General features: G+C 60.6%; 11 protein-coding genes. 4 read left to right on the top strand and 7 right to left on the bottom strand.

Translation table 11 applies throughout. The features are described 5' to 3' along the window. Positions 1-238: 238 nt before the first annotated feature. The 3 genes from AC07ZE_RS19495 to AC07ZE_RS19485 are packed head-to-tail and all read right to left on the bottom strand — an operon-like array spanning position 239 to position 4,653. Entirely contained in the window at positions 239-1,567 is a 1,329-nt protein-coding gene (locus AC07ZE_RS19495; protein WP_207266258.1) for a TolC family outer membrane protein, read from the bottom strand. Between the two features lies 1 nt (position 1,568). Beyond that, on the bottom strand, positions 1,569-2,909 hold the full coding sequence (locus AC07ZE_RS19490; RefSeq protein WP_207266257.1) for an HlyD family type I secretion periplasmic adaptor subunit: 1,341 nt from the start codon (positions 2,907-2,909) through the stop codon (positions 1,569-1,571). Between the two features lie 7 nt (positions 2,910-2,916). Beyond that, positions 2,917-4,653 carry a type I secretion system permease/ATPase gene (locus AC07ZE_RS19485; RefSeq protein ID WP_207266256.1) on the bottom strand — a complete coding sequence of 579 codons (1,737 nt, stop codon included), beginning with the start codon at positions 4,651-4,653 and terminating at the stop codon, positions 2,917-2,919. Between the two features lie 692 nt (positions 4,654-5,345). On the opposite strand from AC07ZE_RS19485, the gene AC07ZE_RS19480 reads away from it, so the two are divergent. The 3 genes from AC07ZE_RS19480 to AC07ZE_RS19470 all read left to right on the top strand — a co-directional run bounded on the left by AC07ZE_RS19480 (position 5,346) and on the right by AC07ZE_RS19470 (position 19,613). After that, positions 5,346-16,037, top strand: coding sequence for a peroxidase family protein (locus AC07ZE_RS19480; protein ID WP_207266255.1), 10,692 nt, complete (start codon positions 5,346-5,348; stop codon positions 16,035-16,037). Positions 16,038-16,490: 453 nt separating this feature from the next. After that, positions 16,491-18,530, top strand: a complete 2,040-nt coding sequence (locus AC07ZE_RS19475) for an oxidoreductase (protein ID WP_095192784.1) — start codon at positions 16,491-16,493, stop codon at positions 18,528-18,530. Positions 18,531-18,686: 156 nt separating this feature from the next. Further along, entirely contained in the window at positions 18,687-19,613 is a 927-nt protein-coding gene (locus tag AC07ZE_RS19470; protein ID WP_207266254.1) for a 1-aminocyclopropane-1-carboxylate deaminase/D-cysteine desulfhydrase, read from the top strand. Between the two features lie 57 nt (positions 19,614-19,670). Here the strand turns inward: AC07ZE_RS19470 and AC07ZE_RS19465 are convergent, their stop codons facing one another. The 3 genes from AC07ZE_RS19465 to AC07ZE_RS19455 all read right to left on the bottom strand — a co-directional run bounded on the left by AC07ZE_RS19465 (position 19,671) and on the right by AC07ZE_RS19455 (position 22,416). After that, positions 19,671-20,231, bottom strand: coding sequence for a cytochrome b (locus AC07ZE_RS19465; protein WP_207266253.1), 561 nt, complete (start codon positions 20,229-20,231; stop codon positions 19,671-19,673). A 182-nt stretch (positions 20,232-20,413) separates the two neighbouring features. Further along, a complete protein-coding gene (gene phnX, locus AC07ZE_RS19460; protein WP_207266252.1) occupies positions 20,414-21,241 on the bottom strand; it encodes a phosphonoacetaldehyde hydrolase in 828 nt (275 codons plus the stop codon). A 65-nt stretch (positions 21,242-21,306) separates the two neighbouring features. Further along, positions 21,307-22,416, bottom strand: a complete 1,110-nt coding sequence (locus AC07ZE_RS19455; RefSeq protein ID WP_207266251.1) for a 2-aminoethylphosphonate--pyruvate transaminase — start codon at positions 22,414-22,416, stop codon at positions 21,307-21,309. Between the two features lie 109 nt (positions 22,417-22,525). Between AC07ZE_RS19455 and AC07ZE_RS19450 the strand changes: the two genes are divergently transcribed. Then, complete coding sequence (locus tag AC07ZE_RS19450; protein ID WP_207266250.1) at positions 22,526-23,389, top strand: LysR substrate-binding domain-containing protein; 864 nt, start codon at positions 22,526-22,528, stop codon at positions 23,387-23,389. Positions 23,390-23,477: 88 nt separating this feature from the next. Here AC07ZE_RS19450 and AC07ZE_RS19445 read toward each other — a convergent pair whose 3' ends face one another. Then, positions 23,478-24,350 carry a LysR family transcriptional regulator gene (locus AC07ZE_RS19445; RefSeq protein WP_207266249.1) on the bottom strand — a complete coding sequence of 291 codons (873 nt, stop codon included), beginning with the start codon at positions 24,348-24,350 and terminating at the stop codon, positions 23,478-23,480. Between the last annotated feature and the right edge of the window lie 143 nt (positions 24,351-24,493).

Raw genomic sequence — 24,493 nt, 5'->3', positions numbered from 1 at the left:
CTCATGTTTGGTGAAAACCCCCAATTTAATGGGTGAAATTCCCCAGTTTTGTAAATGGTAATTATCACGTTTTTGACAGCTTTTGGATCCAAGATGGTCAGCATCCACGACGGCTGATCACTCATTGGCAAGGCGTTGTATGCGATTCAGGGGGACCAAGAGGGTTGGGCAAATACCAGAATTGCCAGTAGGGACGGCCGGTCGCCATCAATGGCCGGGACCGGCTGACAGATGAGCGTTAGTTGGTGACCAGCAGTTCCGGGCCAAGGTAGTTGTTGATGTGGTCGATATCGTCGTCGCCCAGACTGCCCACCGAAGAGGCCAGGCGCAGACGCGACATCAAGTAGCGCAACTTGGCTTCGAACAGATCGTGACGCGCTACGTACAGCAGCTCTTCGGCGTTAAGGACGTCCGAGTTGGTACTGGTGCCGCCTTCCTTGAAGCCCTTGCGTGTTGAAATCAGTGAGCGCTCGTTGGATTCCACGGCCCGCTCCAGCGCATGAATGCGTTTGGCGCCGCTGTGTATACCGGCAAACTCGCGAGTGGTTCCGGAGATGACTTCCTGGCGCGTGGCGTCGAGTTCATCCAGGGCCTTGAAACTATTCGCGCTGGCCTGGCGTGTCAGCGCGGTGGTGCCGCCACCGTTGTACAGCGGGAAATTGACTTCCAGCCCGATTGAGCTATAGCGGTTGCGTTGATTGAGTTCGGAGATTGATTGGCTATCGCCTGCGGTGTAGCCAGCCACGAAATCCAATGTCGGCCAGTGGCCAGCCCTGGCGCGCTTCACCTCTTCTTCAGCAAGGTTACTGCTATGACGGCGCGCATGGATCAGCGGGCTATCGGTCTGGGCCTTGATCAGCCAGTCTTGCAGGTTGCTCGGTAGCAGCGGGGGTGTATCGAAGCCCGGACGCAAGGTGGTCAGCGATTCAGGGGTTTCTCCGATGAACTCCTCCAGCTTGCGACGCGCATTGATCAGGTTGTCCTGCGCTTCGATCAGCTCGGCTTCAGCCAGGTCGCGGCGAGCGATCGACTCGTCGATGTCAGTGATGGTGCCGGCCCCCAGCTCCATACGCCGTTTCGCAGAGGCGAGTTGTTCATCGAAGGCGCTCAACTTGGCCTTGGCGAGTGCGATGGTTTCGCTGGCCAGGAGCACGTCGAAATAGCTTTCGGCCAGGCGCACGGCGGCGTCCTGGCTCTTGGCATCGAACACCGCGACGCTGTAGTCGGCACGTTGCTGACCCTGACGGTACTCGGCCATTTTCTGTTTGTTGAACAACGGTTGGCGCAGTCGCACGTTAGCGCCCTTGGAGTCGTAGTCCAGATCCCGTTCGATACCGCTCTGGCGCTGGGTGCCATTGACCTTGTTGTCGTAGGCCGAGGCGCTGATCTGCGGTAACAGGCCGGCTTGGCCGATGGCGCGGTTTTGCAGACCGGCCTCTTTTTCATGCACGGCGGCCCGGTAGACAGGGCCTTGGTACTGAAGCAGATCCCAGGCTTGTTTGAGGTCCATGGCGCTGACCGGGAGGGACAGCCCGAGAAGGCAGAAAACCAGGCAATGACGGTCCATTTCATTGTTCCTTGAAGGCGCTGTCGACACGTTCGAGCATCGGTTTGAGAAGATAGCTCATCAAGTTTCGCTCGCCAGTCTTGATGGTCACGCTGGCGGGCATGCCCGGACGAATGTGGTTGCTGCCAAGCAGGCTCATGCCATCGGGCGTGACCTCTACCTGAGCCAGATAGAACGGTTGCTTGCTTTCCTCGTCGAGCAGGCGGTCGGCGGAGACGGTCTTTACGCGGCCGGGAATGTTGGGCGTCTGGGCATGGTTGAAGGCCGGGAAGGCGATGTCCACGTCCAGTCCCGGGACCATCTTGTCGATGGCCTGTACGGGAATCATCGCGTCGACTTGCAGCGGTTCGTTGTCCGGAACGATTTCCATGATCTTGAAGCCCGGCTGAATGATCCCGCCGATGGTGGCGATGCTCAGGGACTGGACGATGCCATCGATGGGCGAGCGAATCACCGTGTGGGTCACTTCATAGTCCAGTGCACGCAAGCGGTCGGCCAGGGTGGTGTTTTCCTTGGCGGTGTCGGTGAGCTGCGATTCGACTTCTTTCTGGTAATCGTGTTGGCGCTGCAAGATGCGCAGCTTGATTTCAGTGGTCTGGCTACGTATGCGAGCGATGTTATTGAGGTTTTCCGCCTGGCCTGCGGAGAGGTCGGCGTTGCTGCGTTCCAGCTCAAGCAGACGGTTGCGCGGCACATAGCCTTCGGCCGCCAGTACGCGGGTGCCTTGTAGTTCCTGGTTGAGGAAGTTGATCTGCGAGGCGCGGGCGCCGTAGACCTGCTGCAAGCCCTTGAGCTGCACCGCCGAGGCCGCGAGGTTCTCCTGCAGGATGCTGATTTCGCCAGCGAGGCCAGCGCGCCGGGTATCGAGCAAACGTTGTTGCAGATTCATCGCGGCCACCAGGCGGTGGTCATTGCCGAAACGCTTGAGCAGTTCGGGGTCGTAGGTCACCACATCCCGACCGTCACGTTCGGCTTCCAGGCGGTTTTCCACGGTCTTGGTGACGATGTACTGGGCGCTGACGGCACCCTGTTCGGCAATGGCCCGCAACGAGTCGAGTCGGACCAGTTCCTGGCCTTTTCTTACTGCATCGCCTTCGCGAACAAGAATGGCCTCCACGGTGCCGCCGCTCAGATGTTGCACGGCTTTGCGATTGGTGGTGACTTTTACCGTGCCGGTCGCTACCACGCCGGCATCCAGGGGTGCCAGCCAGGACCACAGGAGGAAGCCGCCGAAACCGGCGAGCACCAGCCATATCCCCCGGCGCAGGGGTTTACCGACGTCCAGATCCACTTCGTTTCTGGGGTCGGCGTGAATCATGTCCGTGTGTTGGCTCATTTGCATGATCGGGTCACTCCCGTGCTTTAACGGCGGCCAGCGGAGTCGACGCGCCTGCAGGCATCACACTGGCCTTACGCAGCGCTGCGAATACTTCGTCCCGTGTGCCAAGCATCTGCACGCCGCCGTCGCGTAGCATCAGCACTTTATCGACGGCGCAAAGCACGTTTGGACGGTGGGAAATCAGAATGACAGTGGCGCCGCGCCCCTTGAGTTGAGCCAGTGCATCGACCAGGGCCTTTTCGCCGACGTCGTCGAGGTTAGCGTTCGGCTCATCCAGCACAATTAAATTGGGCTCTCCATACAGCGCGCGGGCCAGGGCGATGCGTTGTTTCTGGCCGCCCGAAAGCGGGCTGCCATCGGTGCCCAGTCGGGTCTCATAGCCCTGCGCAAATCGCAGGATCATCTCGTGCACGCCGGTGGTTCTGGCGGCCTGGATGACCGCGTCGCTGTCCACTTCGCCAAAGCGCGCAATGTTCTCGGCGATGGTGCCTTCGAACAGCTCCACGTCCTGTGGCAGGTAACCGAGCCAAGGGCCAAGTTCGCCCTTGTTCCAGGTGAATATATCCGCGCCGTCCAGGCGTACCTTGCCGGCCTGTGCCGGCCAGACGCCGACCAGCAGGCGGGCGAGGGTGGATTTGCCCGACGCGGATGGACCGATGATGCCAAGGCTTTCGCCGGGGGAAAGGTTGAAGCTCACCCCGCGCAGAATCGTGTTGCTGGCGCCGGGGGAGCCGGCATATACATTCTCCACCGTCAGCATGCCCAGCGGACGCTGCAGCGACATGCTCGGTGGCCGGCGTGGATAGTCTTCCAGCATCTCGTTGAGCCGGGCCCAGGCCGAACGGCATCCGAGCAGTTGCTTCCATGACGCGATGACCTGTTCCACCGGGGCCAGCGCGCGGCCGGTGAGGATCGAGCAAGCAATCATCATCCCGGGGGTGATTTTGCCTTCGATGGCCAACAGTGCGCCGGCGCCGAGGATCAGCGACTGCAAAGTGATACGCACGAAGCGCCCGATGCTGCTGATCAGGGCCGCCCGGTCGGAAGCCAGGGTCTGCATTTCGAGGATGCGCAGGTGGCTTTGGTACCAGCGTTTGCCAATCGACGGCAGCATGCCCATGGCCTCGATGACTTCGGCGTTGCGCAGGTTGTTGTTGGCGTAGCAGGCGGACGAGAGGGCAGCCTGATTGGCTTCGGCCAGCGGCTTCTGCGTCGCCTTTTCGGTGAGATAAGCCAGACCTACCAGAATCAGTGATCCGATCAGGGTGACCAGTCCGAGCAACGGGTGGATCAGATAGGCAACCAGCAGGTAGATCGGGGTCCATGGTGCGTCGAAGAAAGCGAACAGGGCATTGCCGGTGATGAACTGTCGAACTTGCGCGAGATCTTGCAGGGCCTGGGCCGGATTGCCACCGGCGCGGTTCAGGTTGCGCTCGAATGCTGCGGTGAAAACGCGTCGGTTGAGGTCCATGTCGAGGCAGTTGCCGACCCGGATCAGTACGCGGGTGCGGACCAGTTCCAGCGTGGACATCAGCAGGAACAGGCCGATCACCAGCAACGTCAGCATCGTCAAAGTCGTGACGTTGCGGCTGACCAGCGCCCGATCATAGACCTGGAGCATGTACACCGCTGGCGTCAACATCATGACGTTTATGACGCCGCTGAAGCCAGCCAACGAGTAAAAACTACGGCGCAGGCGAAAAATCGCGGTGGCCAGTTCGGAGCGGATGTTCGACTGCTTTTGCATGTTGATAGTCCCTCTCCGAAATGCGGTTTCCCTTGAGGCACAACTGGCGAAGCAAGTGTCGTGCCGAACCCTAGATGTGGTTGCGCAGGAAGCTCGTCGACACAAGCTATAGCGCTCTGAAAAAAGTTCAAAAAAAAATGCTTTCAATGCAGCAGCGTAGGTGGCGTTTGTTTCTCTAGCGATACAGTTTGAAATAACATTTCGCTCTACCAATGATTTGAAATGTCTATATATCGTTTAAGAACAGATAGTTGGCAGATCAAACAATCTTCGATTTTTTTTGCGGCGTAATATTGACAGCCTGTTGCTATGGAACTTTAGTCATGTTTGGGGGACGCCCGCCCGAAGCCTGTCATCGTTTTGGCAATGCAGGGCACGGCCTCCCCTGAAGGAGCACAGCATGTCGAGCATTTCGTTCTTTTTCACAGTGACGGAGCTATTCCGGAAGTTCGCTTCGACTTCCAGATTCCATGACCCACCAAGGGCTTGGAATCGCTCTGCCTGATCGCTCAGCGAGCATTTCATCCAGCGAATTCCAGGCGCGCATTCACCGGCGCAAGGGACGGCTTTGCCTGCCCAACGCCTGCTCTCGCCAGACGCTGAACCAACGAACTGCGCAAGCCAGCACGTGATTTGGCGCGGGAGGATTTTTTCGTCCCGAGCCTTTCCCATACAGATCGAGGGCAATCGAAATGGCCAATTTCAACAAGTCGGACCTGGAATTCATCCTCAAGCAAATCTTCATCGCAGAAGCGCATGCGGCCGGTACCAGCCTCAGTGATTTGCTACCCAATACCCAGGTGCCATTCGGCCTGCGAACTGTCGATGGCAGCTATAACAACCTGGTCGCCGGGCAAACTGAATTTGGCGCCGCGGACAATTCCTTCTTGCGTCTGCTGGACGCTTCCTACAGAGCGGCCTATGCCGGGACCGGGACTGTCGTTGACCCGCAGCCACGGATTATCAGTAACCTGATCAACGACCAGACCGCCAACAACCCGGCCGCGGTTGCGGCGAACGGCGGCGCCGACCCGGTGATCAGCCCCGGCCTGGACGGCGTGTTCGGCACGAACGACGACAAGGAAGTGTTCTTCATCCCCAACGAGTCGCCGGACGTCGGCCTGACCGCCGGCTTCAACTCGTGGATGACCTTTTTCGGTCAGTTCTTCGACCACGGCCTGGACCTGGTGAGCAAGAGCAGTACGGACATCGTTTTCATACCGCTACAGCCCGACGATCCGTTGTACGTGCCGAACGCTCCGACCAATTTCATGGTGCTGTCACGTGCCGTGCGTACCGCCGGCGCGGACGGCATCGTCGGCACGTCAGATGATGGCCAGCCTAATACCACCTCGCCATTCGTGGACCAAAGCCAGACCTACAGTTCGCACCCGTCGCATCAGGTGTTTCTGCGTGAATACATGCTCAACGCGGCAGGCGACCCGATTGCCACGGGGCGTTTGATTACTAACCGCGATCTCGGCGCTGATGGCAAGTTCGGCACAGCCGACGATGGCAGCGCAGAGAGCGGCGGCATGGCGACCTGGGCCGTGGTGAAAGCCCAGGCCCGTGACATTCTCGGCATCAATCTCACCGACGCCGATGTGCACAGCGTGCCGCTGCTGGCAACTGATGCGTATGGCAATTTCATTCGGGGCCCAAGCGGCATGCCGCAGGTGGTGATGCGCGTCAGTAACGGTGCCGACGGTATTGCCGGTACGGCTGATGACGTCACCCAGCTGGTCGAAGGCAATCGGGATGCGCCGATCAGTCTGGCCAGCGCTGTGAGCACCGGGCATGCCTTCCTCGACGACATCGCCCACAATGCCGCGCCGGTCGTGGTCGGTGGGGTTCTGCAGGCGGATATCGACACCGATGTCGGCAATGCGCAGCCCGTTGGCGCCGGCGGCAAAAACCTGTCTTATGACAACGAGCTGCTCGATGCCCACTACATTGCCGGCGATGGCCGGGTGAACGAGAACATCGGCCTGACCGCCGTGCACCATGTGTTCCATTCCGAGCACAACCGACTGGTCCAGCAATCCAAGCAGACCATATTGGCCGCAGGCGATCTGGCGTTCCTTAATGAGTGGTTGGTGGACGACGTCGCCGCGATGCCGGCTACCCTCGCCGAAATCGCAGCGTTGGTGTGGGACGGCGAGCGATTGTTCCAGGCCGCCAAGTTCGGCACCGAGATGCAGTACCAGCACCTGGTGTTCGAGGAATTCGCACGGACCATCCAGCCGCAGGTCGATGAATTCCTCGCACCCAATGGGTATGACACGTCGATCAACCCCGCCATCCTCGCCGAGTTCGCCCACGTGGTGTACCGCTTCGGCCACTCGATGTTGACCGAGACTGTCGATCGCTTTGACCCCGAGTTCAATCCGCTGCTCACCGACCCAAACAACCCGGACTCGCAAATGGGGCTGATTGCGGCCTTCCTCAACCCGCTTGCGTTTGCCGGCAGCGGAGCGACTGCGGACGAAGCGGCAGGGGCGATCATTCGCGGTGTGACCCGTCAGCTGGGTAACGAGATCGACGAGTTCGTCACCGAAGCGTTGCGCAACAATCTGCTGGGGCTGCCGCTCGATTTGCCGGCCCTGAACCTGGCGCGCGGTCGCGACACGGGCATCCCCACGTTGAATGAGGCGCGACGTGAATTCTATGAGGCGACGGGCGACAGTCAGCTCAAGCCGTACATCAGCTGGGCCGACCTGGCCAACAACCTCAAGCACCCTGAATCGCTGGTCAACTTCATCGCAGCCTTCGGCACCCACGGGGCGTTGACGGCGGCCGATGTGGATACGCTGGTGGAAATGCGTGCGATCGCCGCGGCCCTGGTCTTTGGCGGCAGCGCGGTAATCAACGCCGACACAATCAATGAACGTACCTTTACTGCCACTGAAGCGGATCGCCTGGACTTCCTGAACAGTTCGGGCATCTACGCCATGGTCAACGGTGTGACCACCACCGGTGTGGACGACATCGACTTCTGGGTCGGCGGCCTCGCCGAGCAGAAGATGCCGTTTGGCGGGATGCTTGGCTCTACCTTCAACTTTGTGTTTGAAACCCAAATGGAGGCGTTGCAGAACGGCGACCGCTTCTACTATCTGTCGCGCGTCGCGGGCCTGAACTTCGGCACCGAGTTGGAGAACAACTCCTTTGCCAAGTTGATCATGCTCAACAGCGATGTCACCCACCTGTCGAACACTGTTTTCCTGACGCCGACGTTCACCCTCGAAGTGAATCAGGCCAATCAGTTCACTGGCCTGGGCTCGGACGGCAAAGCCGACCCGACGGGCGGCATCATGATCGACGGCGTGGAAATCGTGAAGCTGGTGATCCGCGACAACCCCGAGACCGCGGGTGCAGACAACAATTATCTGCAGTACAACGGTGAAGACCATGTCGTGCTGGGCGGCACCGCCGGCAATGACATCATCATTTCCAGTGAAGGCGACGACACCCTTTACGGCGACGGCGGCAACGACCGCCTTGAAGGCGGTGCCGGCAACGATGCGGTGCTGGGCGGCGCGGGTGATGACATCATCTCCGACTCGTTCGGCGACAACCGTCTGGAAGGCAACGCCGGTAACGACGTGATCGTGGCCGGTAGCATGCTTGCTGGGGGCAATCTGATTCTGGGAGGCGATGGCCAGGACTTCATCGTCACCACCGAAGATATCAGCACCACCTTTGGCGGACAGGGTGACGATTTTATCCTCGGAGCCAAGACCAACCTGCCACCAACCGGCAACGAAGGTGATGATTGGATCGAGGGTGGCACCCAGGACGGTGCGCCTGGCGATAACGCCGCGCCCCTGGCCACTGATGATGTGATCGGCAACGACATCTTTGTAGGGGGGGCTGGCTTCGACGAAATGATCGGCGAGGGTGGCGATGACATCTTTGTCGGCAGCGATGCTCAGGACAATATGGACGGTATGTCCGGTTTCGACTGGGTGACCCATAAAAATGACAAAATCGGCGTGACCGTTGACCTGACCATGGCCGCGGTGGCGCAGCCACACGGTAACGCGCCAAACCAAAACAATGGGCCATTCAATCCGGTCGGCGCGTCACCGGCCTCTATCCTCGACCGGTTTGCCGAGGTCGAAGGCTTGTCCGGTTCGAAATTCGGCGATGTGCTCAAGGGCGACAATGTTGATGCGGTCACTATCGTTGATCACGGTGGCACTACGGGCAGTGCGCTGACCAATGTGGCTTTGATCCGCGGGCTGGAGCAGTTTCTGACCGACGCCGGCTTGCCGACCACAGGCTTTGCCACGGGTAACATCATCCTGGGTGGCGATGGCAGTGATTTGATCGAGGGCCGCGGTGGTGATGACCTGATCGACGGCGACAAATGGCTCAACGTCAGGATCGCGGTTTATGACGTCGACGACGTCAATCATACCGGTCCGGAGATCGCCAGTTTCGATAGCATGGTCGATATGATCCCGTTCATGGTCGATGGTACCTATAACCCGGGTCAGCTCAAGGCCGTGCGGGAAATCCTGCCCGGTACCTCGACGGGCGGGGCCGCCTTCGACACCGCGATTTTCTCCGGGAACCAGACCGAGTATGTGGTGACCCGTGACACCCGTGGCACGGCCAATGTGGCGGACGATGTCTGGACGGTGGCGGACACCGTAGCAGGTCGCGACGGCACCGATACCCTGCTGCATATCGAACGCCTGCAGTTCGCCGATGGACAGTTGTCGCTGGCGCCAGGGAATGCCCAACCGGTCGGCAGACCGACCATCGCCGATGGCAACGGCGGCGCGATTACGGTGGGCGACATGCTGACCGTCAGCGTGGCCGGGGTGACCGATGCCGACAATATCGGGGGCAATCTCAACAACAGCTCGGTGTCCTACTACTGGCAATTCGAAGCGGATCCGGGCAGCGGTGTGTTCGAAGACATCATCGAGCTGCCTGCCGGCGACCTGGCGTTCCAGAGTGCCAACGGCACCACGTTCAAGGTCTTTCCCGACCTCGCCGGATTGTCGTTGCGGGTCAAGGCGATCTACCAGGATGGTCATGGCACGACGGAAGTGGTGTTCTCGCAGCCGACTGCCATGGTGGATGCCGGCACGCCGGTTGTGCCGGTGGCGCAGGCACCTGTCGTCGATGCAGCCGCGGGTGGCGAGGGCCTGCACATGGTCCGCTCCGACCTCAATTTCATCCTTAATCAGATCAAGATTGCCGAGGCGGACGCGGCCGGTCAGGACATCCTCTCGTTGATCCCGAATATCCGCGCGCCGTTGGGCCTGCGTACGGTCGACGGATCGAACAACAACCTGCTGAACCTCAACGGCAACAACCACACCGAGTACGGTGCCGCCGACAACACCTTCCCGCGCGTTTCCGATCCGGTGTTCAATCCGGCGGAAGGTGTGGCTGCCGATTTCTTCGGCATCGGCTCGCCGGCCATCCCGGGATCATCGTATGCACAAAACAGCGGCGCTGTGTTTGACTCGCAGCCGCGCACCATCAGTAACCTGATCGTCGACCAGACCTCGAACAACCCGGCGGCCTATGCCACGGCTTATGACCCGGGGTTGAACGGTCATCTCGACTTTGGCGTAGTGGGCAGCAATAACGACGACGTGCTCAAGGATGGCGTACGCATAGTCGCCAGCCCCGGCATGGATGGTCAGTTCGGTACGGGCGACGACCACGATGTGTACTTGTTCGAGAACACCACGGCGGATGCGGGGTTGTCCGCGCCGTTCAACGCCTGGATGACCTTCTTCGGGCAGTTCTTCGATCATGGCCTGGACCTGGTGACCAAGGGCGGTTCGGGCACCATCTATATCCCGCTGCAAACTGACGATCCGCTGTATGTGCCGGGCGGCAACACCAACTTCATGGTGGTGACCCGCGCGACCAACCAGCCAGGGGCGGATGGCGTTCTCGGTACGGCCGATGACATCCACGAACACACCAACACCACCACGCCGTTCGTGGACCAGAACCAGACCTACAGCTCGCACCCTTCGCACCAGGTGTTCCTGCGCGGATACGTGATGACGGATGACGGCCCTAAAGCGACCGGCAACCTGATCACTAACCGTGACCTGGGGCTGGACGGCAAGTACGGAACCTTGGACGACACCGAAATCGGTGGCATGGCGACCTGGAAGGTGGTCAAGGCGCAGGCACGTGACGTTCTGGGCATTGATCTCACCGACGCCGATATCGACAGCGGTCCGCTGCTGGCGACGGACGCCTATGGCAACTTCATCAAGGGGGATCACGGCTTCCCGCAGGTTGTCATTCGGCTCAACAACGGGCTGGACGGCCTTGCCGGCACCGCCGACGACGTCACGACCCTGGTCGAAGGCGATCCAACCAACCCGGTAAGCCTCGTGAACGCGGTACGCACCGGCCATGCCTTCCTCAACGACATCGCCCACAACGCTGTGCCGGTGATCGCCGGCGGGGTCCTGCAGGCGGACGATGGCGACGAGGTCGGCAATGCGCAGGAGGTTGGCGTACGCGGCAACAACCTGACCTACGACAACGAACTGCTTGACGCTCACTACATCGCCGGCGATGGCCGGGTCAACGAGAACATCGGCCTGACTGCTGTGCATGCGATCTTCCACGCCGAGCACAACCGATTGGTCGCGCAGACCAAGGACACCGTGCTCGATTCCAATGACGTGGCCTTCCTCAACGAGTGGCTGCTCACCCCGGTGGCTGCCTTGCCCGCCAACCAGGCCGAGATCGATGCGCTGGTGTGGAACGGCGAGCGCTTGTTCCAGGCGGCCAAGTTCGGCACCGAGATGCAGTATCAGCACCTGGTGTTCGAGGAATTTGCGCGCACCATCCAGCCCCGTGTTGACCTGTTCTTCGCACCGACCCAGGTCTATGACGTCGACCTCGATGCCTCGATCGTCGCCGAGTTTGCCCACACCGTGTACCGGTTTGGCCACTCGATGCTGACCGAGACCGTCGATCGCTACGACGTCAATTTTGACGTGATTGGCGATCCGAACAGCGCTGATCCCGATCAGCAACTGGGCTTGATCGCGGCGTTCCTCAACCCGTTGGCCTATGCCGCCAGTGGCGTGACACCAGAGGATGCAACCAGTGCGATCGTGCGTGGGGTGACTCGGCAAGCCGGTAACGAAATCGACGAGTTCGTCACCGAGGCGCTGCGCAACAACCTGCTGGGCCTGCCGCTCGACCTGCCGGCGATCAACATCGCCCGTGGCCGCGACGTGGGGATTCCCTCGCTCAACGCGATTCGCCGCGACATCTACAGCCAGACCGGTGATACCCAACTCAAGCCGTACACCAGCTGGGTCGACCTGCTGCAGCACCTCAAGCATCCGGAGTCGTTGATCAACTTCATCGCGGCCTACGGCACCCATGGCACGATCACGGGGGCGACCACGATGGAAGCCAAGCGCGCCGCGGCGATGTTGCTGGTCTTTGGCGATGGGGGGGTTAATGAGCCATCCGATCGCCTGGCGTTCCTCAATGGCACCGGTGACTGGGCCAACGAAACGCGGGCCGGCAAGGATGGGGTGCTGGGGACTGCCGACGATCTGAAGGGGGTGACGATCACGGGTGTCGACGCCATCGATCTATGGATCGGCGGCCTGGCCGAAGAGAAAACACCGTTTGGTGGCATGCTCGGCTCGACCTTCAACTTCGTGTTCGAGAACCAGATGGAGAAACTGCAGGACGGCGACCGTTTCTACTACCTGGAGCGTACCTCTGGCCTGTCGATGAATGCCGAGCTGGAAAGCAACTCGTTCGCCAAGCTGATCATGGCCAACACCTCTGCCACGCACTTGCCGGGCCTGGTGTTCTCGGACCCGGGCTTCTATCTGGAGAGAGACCAGTCCAAGCAGTACAACGATGGCCTGGGCAATGCCGATCCGCTCGACGATGACGGCCATCAGGTCGTGTTCCGCGACAACCCGCTGACTGCCGGGCCGGACACCAACTACATCAAGTACACCGGTGAAGAACATATCGTGCTGGGCGGTACCAACAGTGCAGACATTCTCATCGCGAGTGAAGGCGATGACACAGTCTGGGGTGACGGTGGCAACGACCGCATCGAAGGTGGCGACGGCAACGACCAACTGCGCGGTGGCGCCGGTGACGACATCATCAGCGATATGGGCGGAGACGATAACATCCAGGGTGGCGACGGCAACGATGTGTTGCACGGAGGCAACGGCGTCAACCTGATCATTGGCGGCTTCGGCAATGACTTCATCGTCACCGGTGAGGACGCCTCCGAGGCCATTGGCGGTCAGGGCAACGATTTCATCCTGGGCAGTAAGGCCAACGAACAGGACATGGGTAACGAAGGCGACGACTGGATCGAGAAGGGCACGTCCGATGGCGCACCTGGCGATAACTTCGATCCGCTCGGCAACGACCCGGTGATCGGTCACGATGTGTTCGTCGGCGGTAACGAGAACGATAAGTTCAACGGCGAAGGCGGCGACGACATCATGGTCGGCAGTCTCGGCTTTGGTGACCGTTATATCGGTGGCTCCGGCTTTGACTGGGCGACCTTCAAGGGGCTCGCCCAGGGCGTGAGCATCGATTTCAGCGATCGCTTTTTCGATGTGCCGCCGGTACCGGGTTCGGGGGCCTCGGCGCTGGTGCGTTTCGACATCATGGAAGGTCTGTCGGGTTCATCGCACGGTGACTTCCTGCGCGGTGACAGCGCAGATGCCGCATCGCTACCTGGCGCGGGTGCAACCGGCAGTGTGCTGACCAACATCAGCCTGATCGACGGCCTGGCGGATGTGCTGCCGGCCGGAGCAACGTTCTTCGATGGCGGCAACATCATCCTCGGTGGCAGCGGCAGCGACCTCATCGAAGGTCGCGGTGGCGACGACATCATCGATGGTGACAAGTGGCTGAACGTACGCATCAGCGTACGGGCGAATGCTGACGGCACTGGCCCGGAAATCGCCACGTTCGACAGCATGGAGCCGCTGGTGCCGTTCATGCTGAACGGTACGTACAATCCGGGTCAGCTGATCATCAAACGGGAGATTCTGACCGGCAATGACAGCTTCGACACCGCGGTGTTCTCCGGTAATTCGACGGAATACATCGTCTCTGTCGAGGGCAATACTGTCATCGTGACCGACCTGGTGGCGGGGCGTGATGGTGTTGATCGCCTGACAGGCATCGAGCGTCTGCAGTTCTCTGACCTGGCGCAGTCGTCCGGTGTTGGCACCGCCGTGAACGAGGGGCCATCGGGTCATCTGGCGATCCTCGATGATGCGACCGGTCTGCGTGACGATACGCCTGTGGCCGGCCAGTTGCTGCGCGTCAGCGGTCGGTCGGTACACGATGCGGACAACATCACTGGGGGCAATCCGACCGGCGCGGTGACCGGTGCGGTGGCTTACTACTGGCAGGTGGAAAATATTCCTGGCACGGGCATCTATGAAGACATCACCGTCGTCGCCGCAGGCGAAGCTTCGCGGGCGACCGGCACCACCTACCGGGTCACGGACGATGTGGCGGGGCTGAACATCCGCGTTCGGGCGGTGTATCAGGATGCCAAGGGTACGTTGGAGATCGTCGACTCGTCGGCGAACAGCGCACCGACCGCAGGGCCGACCGTCACCGGGCTTTTGGTGCAAAACCAACTGTTGACCGCTGACCCATCGAGCATCATCGACCTGGATGGCCTCAGCAACCCGCAGTTCACTTACCAGTGGCAGGCGACCAACGGGGTCAGCTTCGTCAACATCGTCGGAGCCACCGCAAGCACGTTCACGCTTGGCCAGGACCAGGTCGGCGACCAGGTGCGAGTGGTGGTGAGCTACGTGGATGACTTCGGTGTGGCAGAGAGCGTTGCGTCCGATCCCTCGGACCCCGTGGCCAACGTCAACGATGCACCGACAGGTGCTTTGCTGATCAGCGATACGACACCGGCCCAAGGGCAGGTGCTGACCGCGCTGACTGCCGGGATTGCCGATGCGGATGGGCTGGGCACCTTCAGCTACCAATGGCAGCAAGGTGTCGGAGCTTCCTTCACCAACATCAACGGCGCGACCGCTGCGACCTTCACCCCTGGTGCGGCGCAGGGCAATCTGCAACTGCGGGTGATCGTGCGCTACACCGATGGCTTCGGCACGCTGGAGACGTTGACCTCGGCGGCGACGGCAGCGGTTGGCGTGCTGCTGCAGGGTAACAATTTCGCGAACATCCTCACCGGCGGCGCGGGTGACGATGTGCTGCTTGGCCTGGGCGGGAACGATACGCTCAATGGTCTGGCCGGTATTGACCAGTTGTTTGGCGGCACTGGCAACGACATTCTCAACGGCGGAAACGACAACGACGTCCTCAATGGCGAGGACGGCAACGACACCCTCAACGGTGGGCTCGGCGCGGATGTCATGAACGGCGGTATCGGCAACGACACCTTTGTGGTCGACAACGTGGGTGACGTCGTCACCGAGGCGGCCGGTGGTGGTATCGATCTGGTGCAAACCAGTCTGACTAACTACCTGCTCGGTGCCAACGTCGAGAACCTGACCTATACCGGTGTTGGTAATTTCACCGGCACCGGCAATGCGCTGGCCAACACCATCACTGGCGGGGTCGGTAACGACGTCCTTAATGGCGGTGCGGGTGCTGACCGGTTGGTGGGGGGAGCCGGCAACGACACCTACGTCGTCGATGTAGCCACGGACGTGGTGGTCGAAGTGACGGGTGGCGGTACGGATACCGTGCAGACGTCGCTGGCCAACTATACGCTGGTCACTAATGTCGAGAACCTGACCTACACCGGAGTCGGCAACTTCGTCGGCAACGGCAACGGGTCGAACAACGTCATCACTGCCGGGGCAGGTAATGACACCCTCAATGGTGGCGGCGGCAACGACACCCTTACCGGCAACGCCGGTAACGACACGCTCAATGGCGACGCCGGTAACGACCAACTGCTGGGTGGCATTGGCACGGATACCCTGAACGGCGGCACTGGCGATGACGGCCTCGATGGCGGTGATGGCGCGGATGTCTTGAATGGTGGAGCAGGCAATGACGTTATCGATGGCGGTACTGGCAACAATACGGTCACGGGAGGTGCCGGTAACGACATGATGGTTGCCAGTAGCGGCAACGATATCTTCATGTTCTCAGCGGGCTTCGGGACTGATCAGATCATCGGTTTTGATGCCGACGCGGTGGGAGGCCAGGACCGGCTCGATATCTCGTCGTTCGGCGTCACGGCTGCAACCTTTGCCGGCATCGTCATCATCACCGATGTCGGTGCGGATACCTTGATCAGCTCCCCAGGAATAGTTGATTCCATCCGCCTGGTCGGTGTGGCCGACGCAACAACCATCACTGCCGCAGACTTCATTCTCGCCACTTGAGGTCCTGATCAGTCTTGTCGCAGGGAGCGTGGAAACAGGAGGGAGGGCAATGGATGCTCTCCCTTTTTTTATTAAAGTTGTCCCGTCCTGAGTAAGGTTTACACCTCCAGGTACATGCTCAGGGAGGGGATCACGACCTGCCAGGGCGCTTCTGGCAACACGCGTCGAATGGGGAGATGCTGTGACCCCTTACGGAGACAGCAAAGAGAGTGGCCGCCTGAGTTGCCATTATCGCGCTGATGGAAAATATCCCGCGTATCTACGGCACTGGGGTTCGATGCCTGGGGTATGAGCCATGCCGACGCTTGCCAAGGGCTGCTGCGCATTTGGATCATTAAGTTGTCAGTTACGGTCATTGAGTGGCCACTGGACTGCTCATAGTCTGTAACCATGACAGAGGGGCGCCGAAGAGCGCCCACATTATTCCCGTGATCGTTCGATGTGGAGTTACCGATGACCGCCGCTCATTACCCGCACCTGTTGGCCCCGCTGGACCTGGGTTTTACGACGTTGCGCAATCGCACCCTGATGGGTTCGATGCACACCGGTCTTGAAGAAAAGCCCGGTGGCTTCGAGCGCATGGCGGCCTATTTCGCCGAGCGTGCCCGTGGTGGTGTCGGCCTGATGGTCACCGGCGGTATCGGTCCGAACGACGAGGGTGGCGTGTACTCGGGTGCGGCCAAACTGACGACCGAAGAAGAAGCGCTCAAGCATCAGATCGTGACTCGTGCGGTGCACGAAGCGGGCGGCAAGATATGCATGCAGATCCTCCATGCCGGCCGTTATGCCTATAGCCCGAAGCAGGTCGCGCCAAGTGCGATTCAGGCGCCGATCAACCCGTTCAAGCCAAAGGAGCTGGACGAGGAAGGCATCGAGAAACAGATTCGCGATTTCGTCACCTGCTCGACCCTGGCGCAACAGGCCGAGTACGACGGCGTCGAAATCATGGGTTCGGAAGGTTACTTCATCAACCAGTTCCTTGCCGCCCACACCAACCACCGCACTGACCGCTGGGGCGGCAGCTACGAAAACCGTATGCGCCTGCCGGTGGAAATCGTGCGCCGGGTCCGTGAAGCGGTCGGCCCGAACTTCATCATTATTTTCCGCCTGTCGATGCTCGACCTGGTGGAAGGCGGCAGCACCTGGGAAGAAATCGTGCAGTTGGCCAAGGCGATCGAGCAGGCCGGCGCGACGATCATCAACACCGGTATCGGCTGGCACGAAGCTCGGATTCCGACCATTGCCACCAAGGTTCCGCGTGCAGCGTTCAGCAAGGTCACGGCCAAGCTGCGTGGTTCAGTGAACATTCCGCTGATCACCACCAACCGTATCAACACCCCGGAAGTCGCCGAGCAGATCCTCGCCGAAGGCGATGCCGACATGGTTTCCATGGCGCGGCCGTTCCTCGCCGACCCGGATTTCGTCAACAAGGCGGCAGAAGGTCGCGCTGATGAAATCAATACCTGCATCGGTTGCAACCAGGCCTGCCTGGACCACACCTTTGGCGGCAAATTGACCAGCTGCCTGGTCAATCCGCGTGCCTGCCACGAAACCGAACTCAACTACCTGCCGGTACAACAGCTCAAGAAAATCGCCGTGGTCGGTGCGGGCCCTGCCGGTTTGTCCGCCGCGACCGTGGCTGCCGAGCGTGGTCATCAGGTGACGCTGTTTGATTCGGCCAGCGAAATCGGCGGTCAGTTCAACGTCGCCAAACGGGTGCCGGGCAAGGAAGAGTTCTATGAAACCCTGCGATATTTCGGCCGTAAACTGCAAACCACCCACGTCGAGGTGTGCCTGAACACCCGCGTGGATGTGGCGAAGCTGGTCGAGGGCGGTTACGACGAGATCATCCTCGCCACCGGCATTGCACCGCGGCTACCGGCGATTCCCGGCGTGGAGAATGCCAAGGTGCTGAGCTACCTGGACGTGCTGCTTGAGCGCAAACCGGTGGGCAAGCGTGTTGCGGTGATCGGCGCCGGTGGTATCGGTTTCGACGTTTCGGAATTCCTGGTTCACCAGGGTCAGGCCACCAGCCTGAACCGCGAAGCGTTCTGGAAAGAGTGGGGCATCGATACGCATCTGGAAGCGCGCGGTGGTGTCGCCGGGATCAAGGCAGCGCCCCATGCGCCGGCCCGCGAGGTGTTCCTGCTGCAACGCAAGAAATCCAAGGTCGGTGATGGCCTGGGCAAGACCACCGGCTGGATTCACCGCACCGGTCTGAAGAACAAGCAGGTGCAGATGCTCAACAGTGTCGAATACCTGAAGATCGACGATGACGGCCTGCACATCCGCATTGGTGAAACCGGTGAACCGCAAGTGCTGCCGGTGGACAACATCGTGATCTGCGCCGGGCAGGACCCGCTGCGTGAGTTGCAGGACGGCCTGGTGGCAGCGGGGCAGAATGTGCATCTGATCGGCGGCGCGGACGTCGCGGCGGAGCTGGATGCCAAGCGGGCGATCAATCAGGGGTCGCGACTGGCGGCTGAGTTGTAATTCGCAGACCAAGCGTGCCGATGGCTTTCGCGAGCAGGCTCGCTCCCACATTTGATCTTCGGTGCTACCAAGATCCAGTGTGGGAGCGAGCCTGCTCGCGAAGGCGCCCTATGGGCGACTAGAATGCAGGCTCTTTATGAGCTAAATCAGACGCTGATGTTTTTTTCTCCTTCCGACTGGCTACCCAAAGCCCCTCTCGAACACCTTCATCTGGACTGGCTTGAAACCGCCGGCATCGAAGTCGCCATCCTGCGCCTGGACCTGATCGACCCACTGATCAGCGGCAACAAGTGGTTCAAGCTCATCGAACATCTCAAGGCCGCCGACCAGTGTGGCGCCGAAGGCATCATCAGCCTGGGAGGGGCTCACTCCAATCACCTTCATGCACTGGCGGCTGCCGGCAAGCGGTTTGGTTTTTCCACGGTCGGTCTGTTGCGCGGGCATCCTCAGGAAACGCCCACTGTCAAAGATTTGCAGGCGTTCGGCATGCGGCTGCATTGGTTGGGTTATGGCGGCTATCGCGCACGGCACGAAGCGGGATTCTGGGCGCCGTGGCAGGCGCAGTATCCCGATCTGTTTGCGGTTCCGGAAGGTGGCGGCGGTTGGCAGGGGGCAAAGGGCTGCATGCAGCTCAAGACGATGGTCAGCGAACAACTGAACAGCCTGGAGTGGAATGACTATGACGGCTGGTGGCTGGCCTGCGGGACTGGCACGACGCTCGCCGGCCTTGTCCTGGCCGAAGCGGGCAAGCACAGGGTTCACGGTGCACTGGCGGTACCCGATGATCATGGCGTTGCTGAGCGGGTCGAAAAAATCGTGGAAGAGGCGGGCGTGACGGCGCCGGATTATCAATTGCTCGACGCCAGTCGTGGCGGCTTTGCCAAAGTCGATCGGCTGTTACTCGAATTCATCGAGCAGACCGAACAGGCCAGCAGTATTCCCTTCGAACCGCTATACACCGGCAAGGCGTTGCTGGCGCTCAAACAGCAAGTCGAGACGGGGAAGTTTGCTCATGGGACGCGACTGATCTTCATCCATACCGGCGGCTTGCAGGGGCGACGGGGATTCAGCCCGGAAACCTGAAGGACAGCACAATCCCTTATGAGAGCGAGCAGGCTCGTTCCACAGGAACTCCATTTTTCAGGTATTTCGGTTGACCCCTTTGGGCATCATCCGCAACAAGGTGTTATCGCCCACCACATAATGATGATAAAGCCCGGCCGCGGCATGCAGCCCGATCAGCCAGTAACCGATCGTGCCGCCGAGCTCATGCCAGTCTTGGAGCTCTTTGGCCAGTTCCTTGTTCTCGGCGATCAGCAGTGGCAGATCAAGGCCATAGAACATGACTTGATTGCCTTTGGCGCTGGTGGTCAGCCAGCCAAGTATCGGCATGGCGATCATGAAAAGGTACAGCGCCCAGTGCATCAGCTTGGCGAGCGCTATCTGCCAGGGCGGCGAAGCCGGGAAGATTTGCGGTGCCGGACCAAGGCTGCGAGCAATCAACCGTATCCAGACCAACACGAACACGGTCAGGCCGAGCATGAAGTGCGACTCGACGATCAGCGTTCGTCCGCCACTGCCCTTGGGAAAGAGGCCGCGAAATTCGATACAGGCATAAACCAGCGCCAGCAGAATGAGCATCAACCAATGCAGTGCGATCGATACGGTGCTGTAGCGCGAAGCGGAGTTCTTCCACGGCATACGGCGTTCCTCACAGGTCAAGTCAAGCCACCGTTCTTGGTCGACGATGTGCCTCAACTGTAATCCTGTTTCAACGCATTTGCCTGTGACTATTGGTCGCTGGGTGCTCTGGTTCAGGGAACTGACAGAAAAAACGACTTTGTGGAAGCGAGCCTGCTCGCTCCCACAGGTAGGGTGGTGAATCAGTTGGTCTGAGGCATTTCGCCGTTGGCCAGGCGCTTGTTGATGTCAGCGATCACTTGCGGCAGGTCAGTGATGGTGTCGATCATGTAGTGCGGCCGCGAACCTTCGAACATCCGGTGGATGCGTTTGCGCTCGCTGTCCAGCTTGTCGCTGCCCAGCGCACGATAGCCCTGGTAGTCCAGGCCCAGCGCGTTGCCCGAGCAGATCAGCGCCACGGTCCACATGCCCGCGCGGCGACCTTCGAGAATGCCCGGCACGGTGTCGTCGATTTTCACGCAAGCGGCAACATCGTCGATGCCCAGGGCGATCACGTTGGCCAGGGCCTGGGCCGGCCATGGGCGGCCGTTCGGGACTTCGTCGGTGGCAACCACGTGGTCGGCGATGTAACCGTTAGTGGCGGCCAGTTCGACGACTTTGTCCATGACCTGCTTGGGGTAGCCGGAGCAGGAACCGATTTTGATCCCTTGCCGGCGCAGGTTGGCGATGGTGTCCAGGGCACCTGGAATCAGTGCCGAATGCTCGGCGATTTTCTCGATCTGCAGCGGCATGAAGCGCTGGTAGATCGCGGTGACGTCATCGTCGGTGGGCGTGCGGCCGAACACTTTGCGATATCGCTCGGCGACCTCCGGTTGATCGCACAGGGTGCGGATGTGGTCCCACTTGCCCATGCCCATCGGGCCACGGGCTTCGTCGATGGAAACCTGGACGTCGAATTCGGCGAAGGCTTCGACAAAAATCTGCGTCGGCGCGAATGAACCGAAATCGACCACGGTGCCGGCCCAGTCGAGGATGGCGGCCTGGAGTTTGGTTGGGTTGGTGTAGTTCATGGTGATCAAATTCCTGTTAGAACAAGCTATTCGAGAGTTCGGTTGACCTGTGGGAGCGAGGTCGATCAGATTTCGAGTACTTCCATCTCGCGCAACACTTCGCCGATGGCTGCCACGGCTTCACGCATTTCGGCCGGTTGGACATGGCCGATGCAACCGACGCGGAAGGTTTCGACCTGGGTCAGTTTGCCGGGGTAGAGGATGTAACCCTTGGCCTTGACCCGCTCGTAAAACGCCTTGAACTGGTAGCGCGGGTCTTTCGGAGCGTGGAAGGTGGCGATGATCGGTGCCTGGATCGCGGCCGGCAGGAAGCTGCGCAGTCCCAGCCTGGCCATCTCTTCCATCAGCGCCTGGCAGTTGGCGGCATAACGCGCATGCCGCGCCGGCAAACCGCCTTCTTCGTTGTATTGCAGCAGGGCTTCATGCAGCGCCGCCACCACGTGGGTCGGCGGGGTGAAGCGCCACTGGCCGGTTTTCATCATGTAGGTGTGCTGGTCGTACAGATCCATCGCCAGCGAATGCGAGTTGCCGGCGGCATTCTCCAAAGCTTGCTTGCGAGCGAAGACAAAACCCATTCCTGGCACGCCTTCCAGGCATTTGCCAGACGCGGCGATCAGCGCGTCGAACGGTACCTGTTGCGCGTCCACCGGCAGGGCGCCGAAGGAGCTCATGGCGTCGATGATCAGGCGTTTGCCGTGTTGCTCGACGACCTGGGCGATGTCCGGCAGCGGGTTGAGGATGCCGGTGCTGGTTTCGCAGTGGATCAGGGCAACGTGGGTGATACCGGTATCGGCACGCAGCAGGCGGTCGACGTCGGCGGCGGTGGTCGGTTCGTCTTCGGCGGTCTCGAAGGTACTGAACGAGCGGCCGAGCACTTCGCAGATTTTCGCCAGGCGTTTGCCGTAGGCGCCGTTGATCAGCACCAGGACTTTGCCATCGCGAGGCACGAGGGTGCCGATGGCCGCTTCCACCGCGAAGGTGCCGCTGCCTTGCAGGGGTACGCAATGGTGGCTGGCGGCACCGTTGATGATCGCCAGCAGTTGTTCGCAAAGGCTGGCGGTCAGTTGATTGAAGCGGTCATCCCATGAACCCCAGTCAACCATCATCGCCTGACGGGTGCGCAGCGACGTGGTCAACGGGCCGGGGGTGAGCAGGATGGGGGCGGCAGTACTCATTCTCGTGTCCTCGCAATCGATGGGCTGAAGCTACGGGGCTTAAATTGCAATTTGCCGGGTTATCAATCAAATTGTTTGTTGTTATGCCAGCCATCAGTGAGGGTTATTCATGAACCTGTTTCAGCTCCGCGCCTTCGATGCCGTGGCCCGCGAGGGCAGCTTCACCAGGGCGGCCGCCCGGCTGTTCATCAGTCAACCGGCGGTCACCGGGCATATCAAGTCGCTGGAGGAGCATTACCAGATCACCTTGCTGCGTCGTACTGCGCGACGGGTGGAGTTGACAGAGGAGGGCACCAAACTGGCGGCGATCACCCGGGCGATGTTCGGTCTGGCCGAAGAAGCGCAGGTGATGCTGGAAGCCAACCGGCAGTTGCTCACCGGGCGCCTGGAAGTGGCGGCGGACGGTCCGCACATGGTCATGCCGATGCTGGCGAGCCTGCGCGCGCGTTATCCGGGGATCACCGTGAACCTGCGCCTGGGCAATGCTCAGGAAACCCTGGCGGCGCTGTTGTCCGAGCATGCCGATGTGGCGGTGCTGACTGAAGTCGAACCGCGCAAGGGCCTGCACCTGCAAGCCCTGAGCGAATCACGCATTTGCGCGCTGGTGCCTGACGGGCATCCGTGGGCGCGCAGGACCAAGGGAGTACCGCTCAAGGAACTGGACCAGGTGATCATGGTGTTGCGTGAGCCGACCTCGATCACCCGGCGCACTTTCGATGAGGCCTGTGCCCGGGCCAACGTGAATCCACGGGTATTGCTGGAGCTGGACAGTCGCGAAGCGGTGACCGAGGCGGTGGCGGCGGAACTGGGGGTGGGCGTGGTGTCGTCGGTGGAAGTCAGCCACGACCCGCGAGTGGCGGCGGTGCCGCTCATTGGCGAGGGGCTGGTGAACCGGCACATGATGGGGTGCATGGAGCGGCGGCGGGATTTGCGCTTGATACAGGCGTTTTTCGGGTTGGCGCCAGTCAGGTAGACCGAGGCGCGGCCTTCGCGAACAGGGTTATGTGTGCGCCGCAGACCCAGTGTGGGAGCGAGCCTGCTCGCGAAGGGGCCGGACCTGCCTACACAAGACTCTCACGCACCATCTCCAGAAACGTCGCCACGATTCGCCGCGAACTCTGCTCGCGCAAGCACACCAGCGTTTCGGTCAGCCGCCGTTTGCAATCGGTGATCGGCAACGCGCAGACCCTGGAATCGGCGCCGAATTCTGCAGCCGAGACCACCCCCACGCCAATCCCCACCACCACCGCCTCACGCGCGGCTTCGCGACCTTCAACCTCAATGGCCGGGCGAATACGAAATCCGGCGCCGGCCATTTCTTCTTCCAGGGTCTGGCGGGTTACCGAGCCGATTTCCCGCAATACCAGCGGCGTATCATCGAGGTCCGCCAGGCAGATGGATTCGCGGTCGGCCCAGGGGTGGTTACGTGAGACGAACGCCACCATCGGATCGTTGCGCAGTGGCAGGGAGATCAGGCGTTCGTCGCTGACATCCCGGCCCAGCAGCGCGAGGTCAGCCTGGTAGTTGAACAGCCGGAACAACGACTCATCGGTGTTGCCGGTTTCGATCTTCACGCTGATGCCGGGGTAGCGTTCACAGAACCGGGCGATCTGCGGTAGCACATGCACCGGCGCATCCACCGCCAGAATCAGGCTGCCGGTCTGCAAGGCCTGGGAGTCCTGCAACAGCTCTTGGGCTTCGGCCTCGATCACGAACAGTTTCTGAGTGACGCCCAGCAAGCGCTCACCCAGGTCGGTCAGGCGTACCGAGCGTTTGTTGCGGTGGAACAACAACACGCCGTAGCGCTCTTCGAGTTTGCGCACTTGATCGGAAATCGCCGGTTGCGTGAGAAACAACCGTTCAGCGGCTTTGGTGAAGCTTCCATGCACGGCCACGGCATGGAAGGCTTTGAGCTGGGCGTGGGAAACCGACATAGAAAAACTCCAGTAACAATCTGGGCTTATATTTGAAATACGATAAATCGATTTCACTTATTAATCAGTAATTGTTTTTATCCACTTCAACCCCGCTGACTGGTCAGTCGAACAGCAACGGCGGCCATGAGCCTGGGCGTGCA

The sequence above is a fragment of the Pseudomonas sp. GW101-3H06 genome, assembly GCF_059424605.1.
Note: the sequence above shows the minus strand (reverse complement) of the source record. Positions and strands in the feature narration are given on the sequence as shown.

Bases quoted from the DNA above. Each gene is read 5' to 3' on its own strand.
- AC07ZE_RS19495 (WP_207266258.1), bottom strand. From the start codon at position 1,567: ATGGACCGTCATTGCCTGGTTTTCTGCCTTCTCGGGCTGTCCCTCCCG.
- AC07ZE_RS19465 (WP_207266253.1), bottom strand. From the start codon at position 20,231: ATGCCGTGGAAGAACTCCGCTTCGCGCTACAGCACCGTATCGATCGCA.
- AC07ZE_RS19490 (WP_207266257.1), bottom strand. From the start codon at position 2,909: ATGCAAATGAGCCAACACACGGACATGATTCACGCCGACCCCAGAAAC.
- AC07ZE_RS19470 (WP_207266254.1), top strand. From the start codon at position 18,687: ATGTTTTTTTCTCCTTCCGACTGGCTACCCAAAGCCCCTCTCGAACAC.
- phnX (WP_207266252.1), bottom strand. From the start codon at position 21,241: ATGAACTACACCAACCCAACCAAACTCCAGGCCGCCATCCTCGACTGG.
- AC07ZE_RS19485 (WP_207266256.1), bottom strand. From the start codon at position 4,653: ATGCAAAAGCAGTCGAACATCCGCTCCGAACTGGCCACCGCGATTTTT.
- AC07ZE_RS19480 (WP_207266255.1), top strand. From the start codon at position 5,346: ATGGCCAATTTCAACAAGTCGGACCTGGAATTCATCCTCAAGCAAATC.
- AC07ZE_RS19475 (WP_095192784.1), top strand. From the start codon at position 16,491: ATGACCGCCGCTCATTACCCGCACCTGTTGGCCCCGCTGGACCTGGGT.
- AC07ZE_RS19455 (WP_207266251.1), bottom strand. From the start codon at position 22,416: ATGAGTACTGCCGCCCCCATCCTGCTCACCCCCGGCCCGTTGACCACG.
- AC07ZE_RS19450 (WP_207266250.1), top strand. From the start codon at position 22,526: ATGAACCTGTTTCAGCTCCGCGCCTTCGATGCCGTGGCCCGCGAGGGC.
- AC07ZE_RS19445 (WP_207266249.1), bottom strand. From the start codon at position 24,350: ATGTCGGTTTCCCACGCCCAGCTCAAAGCCTTCCATGCCGTGGCCGTG.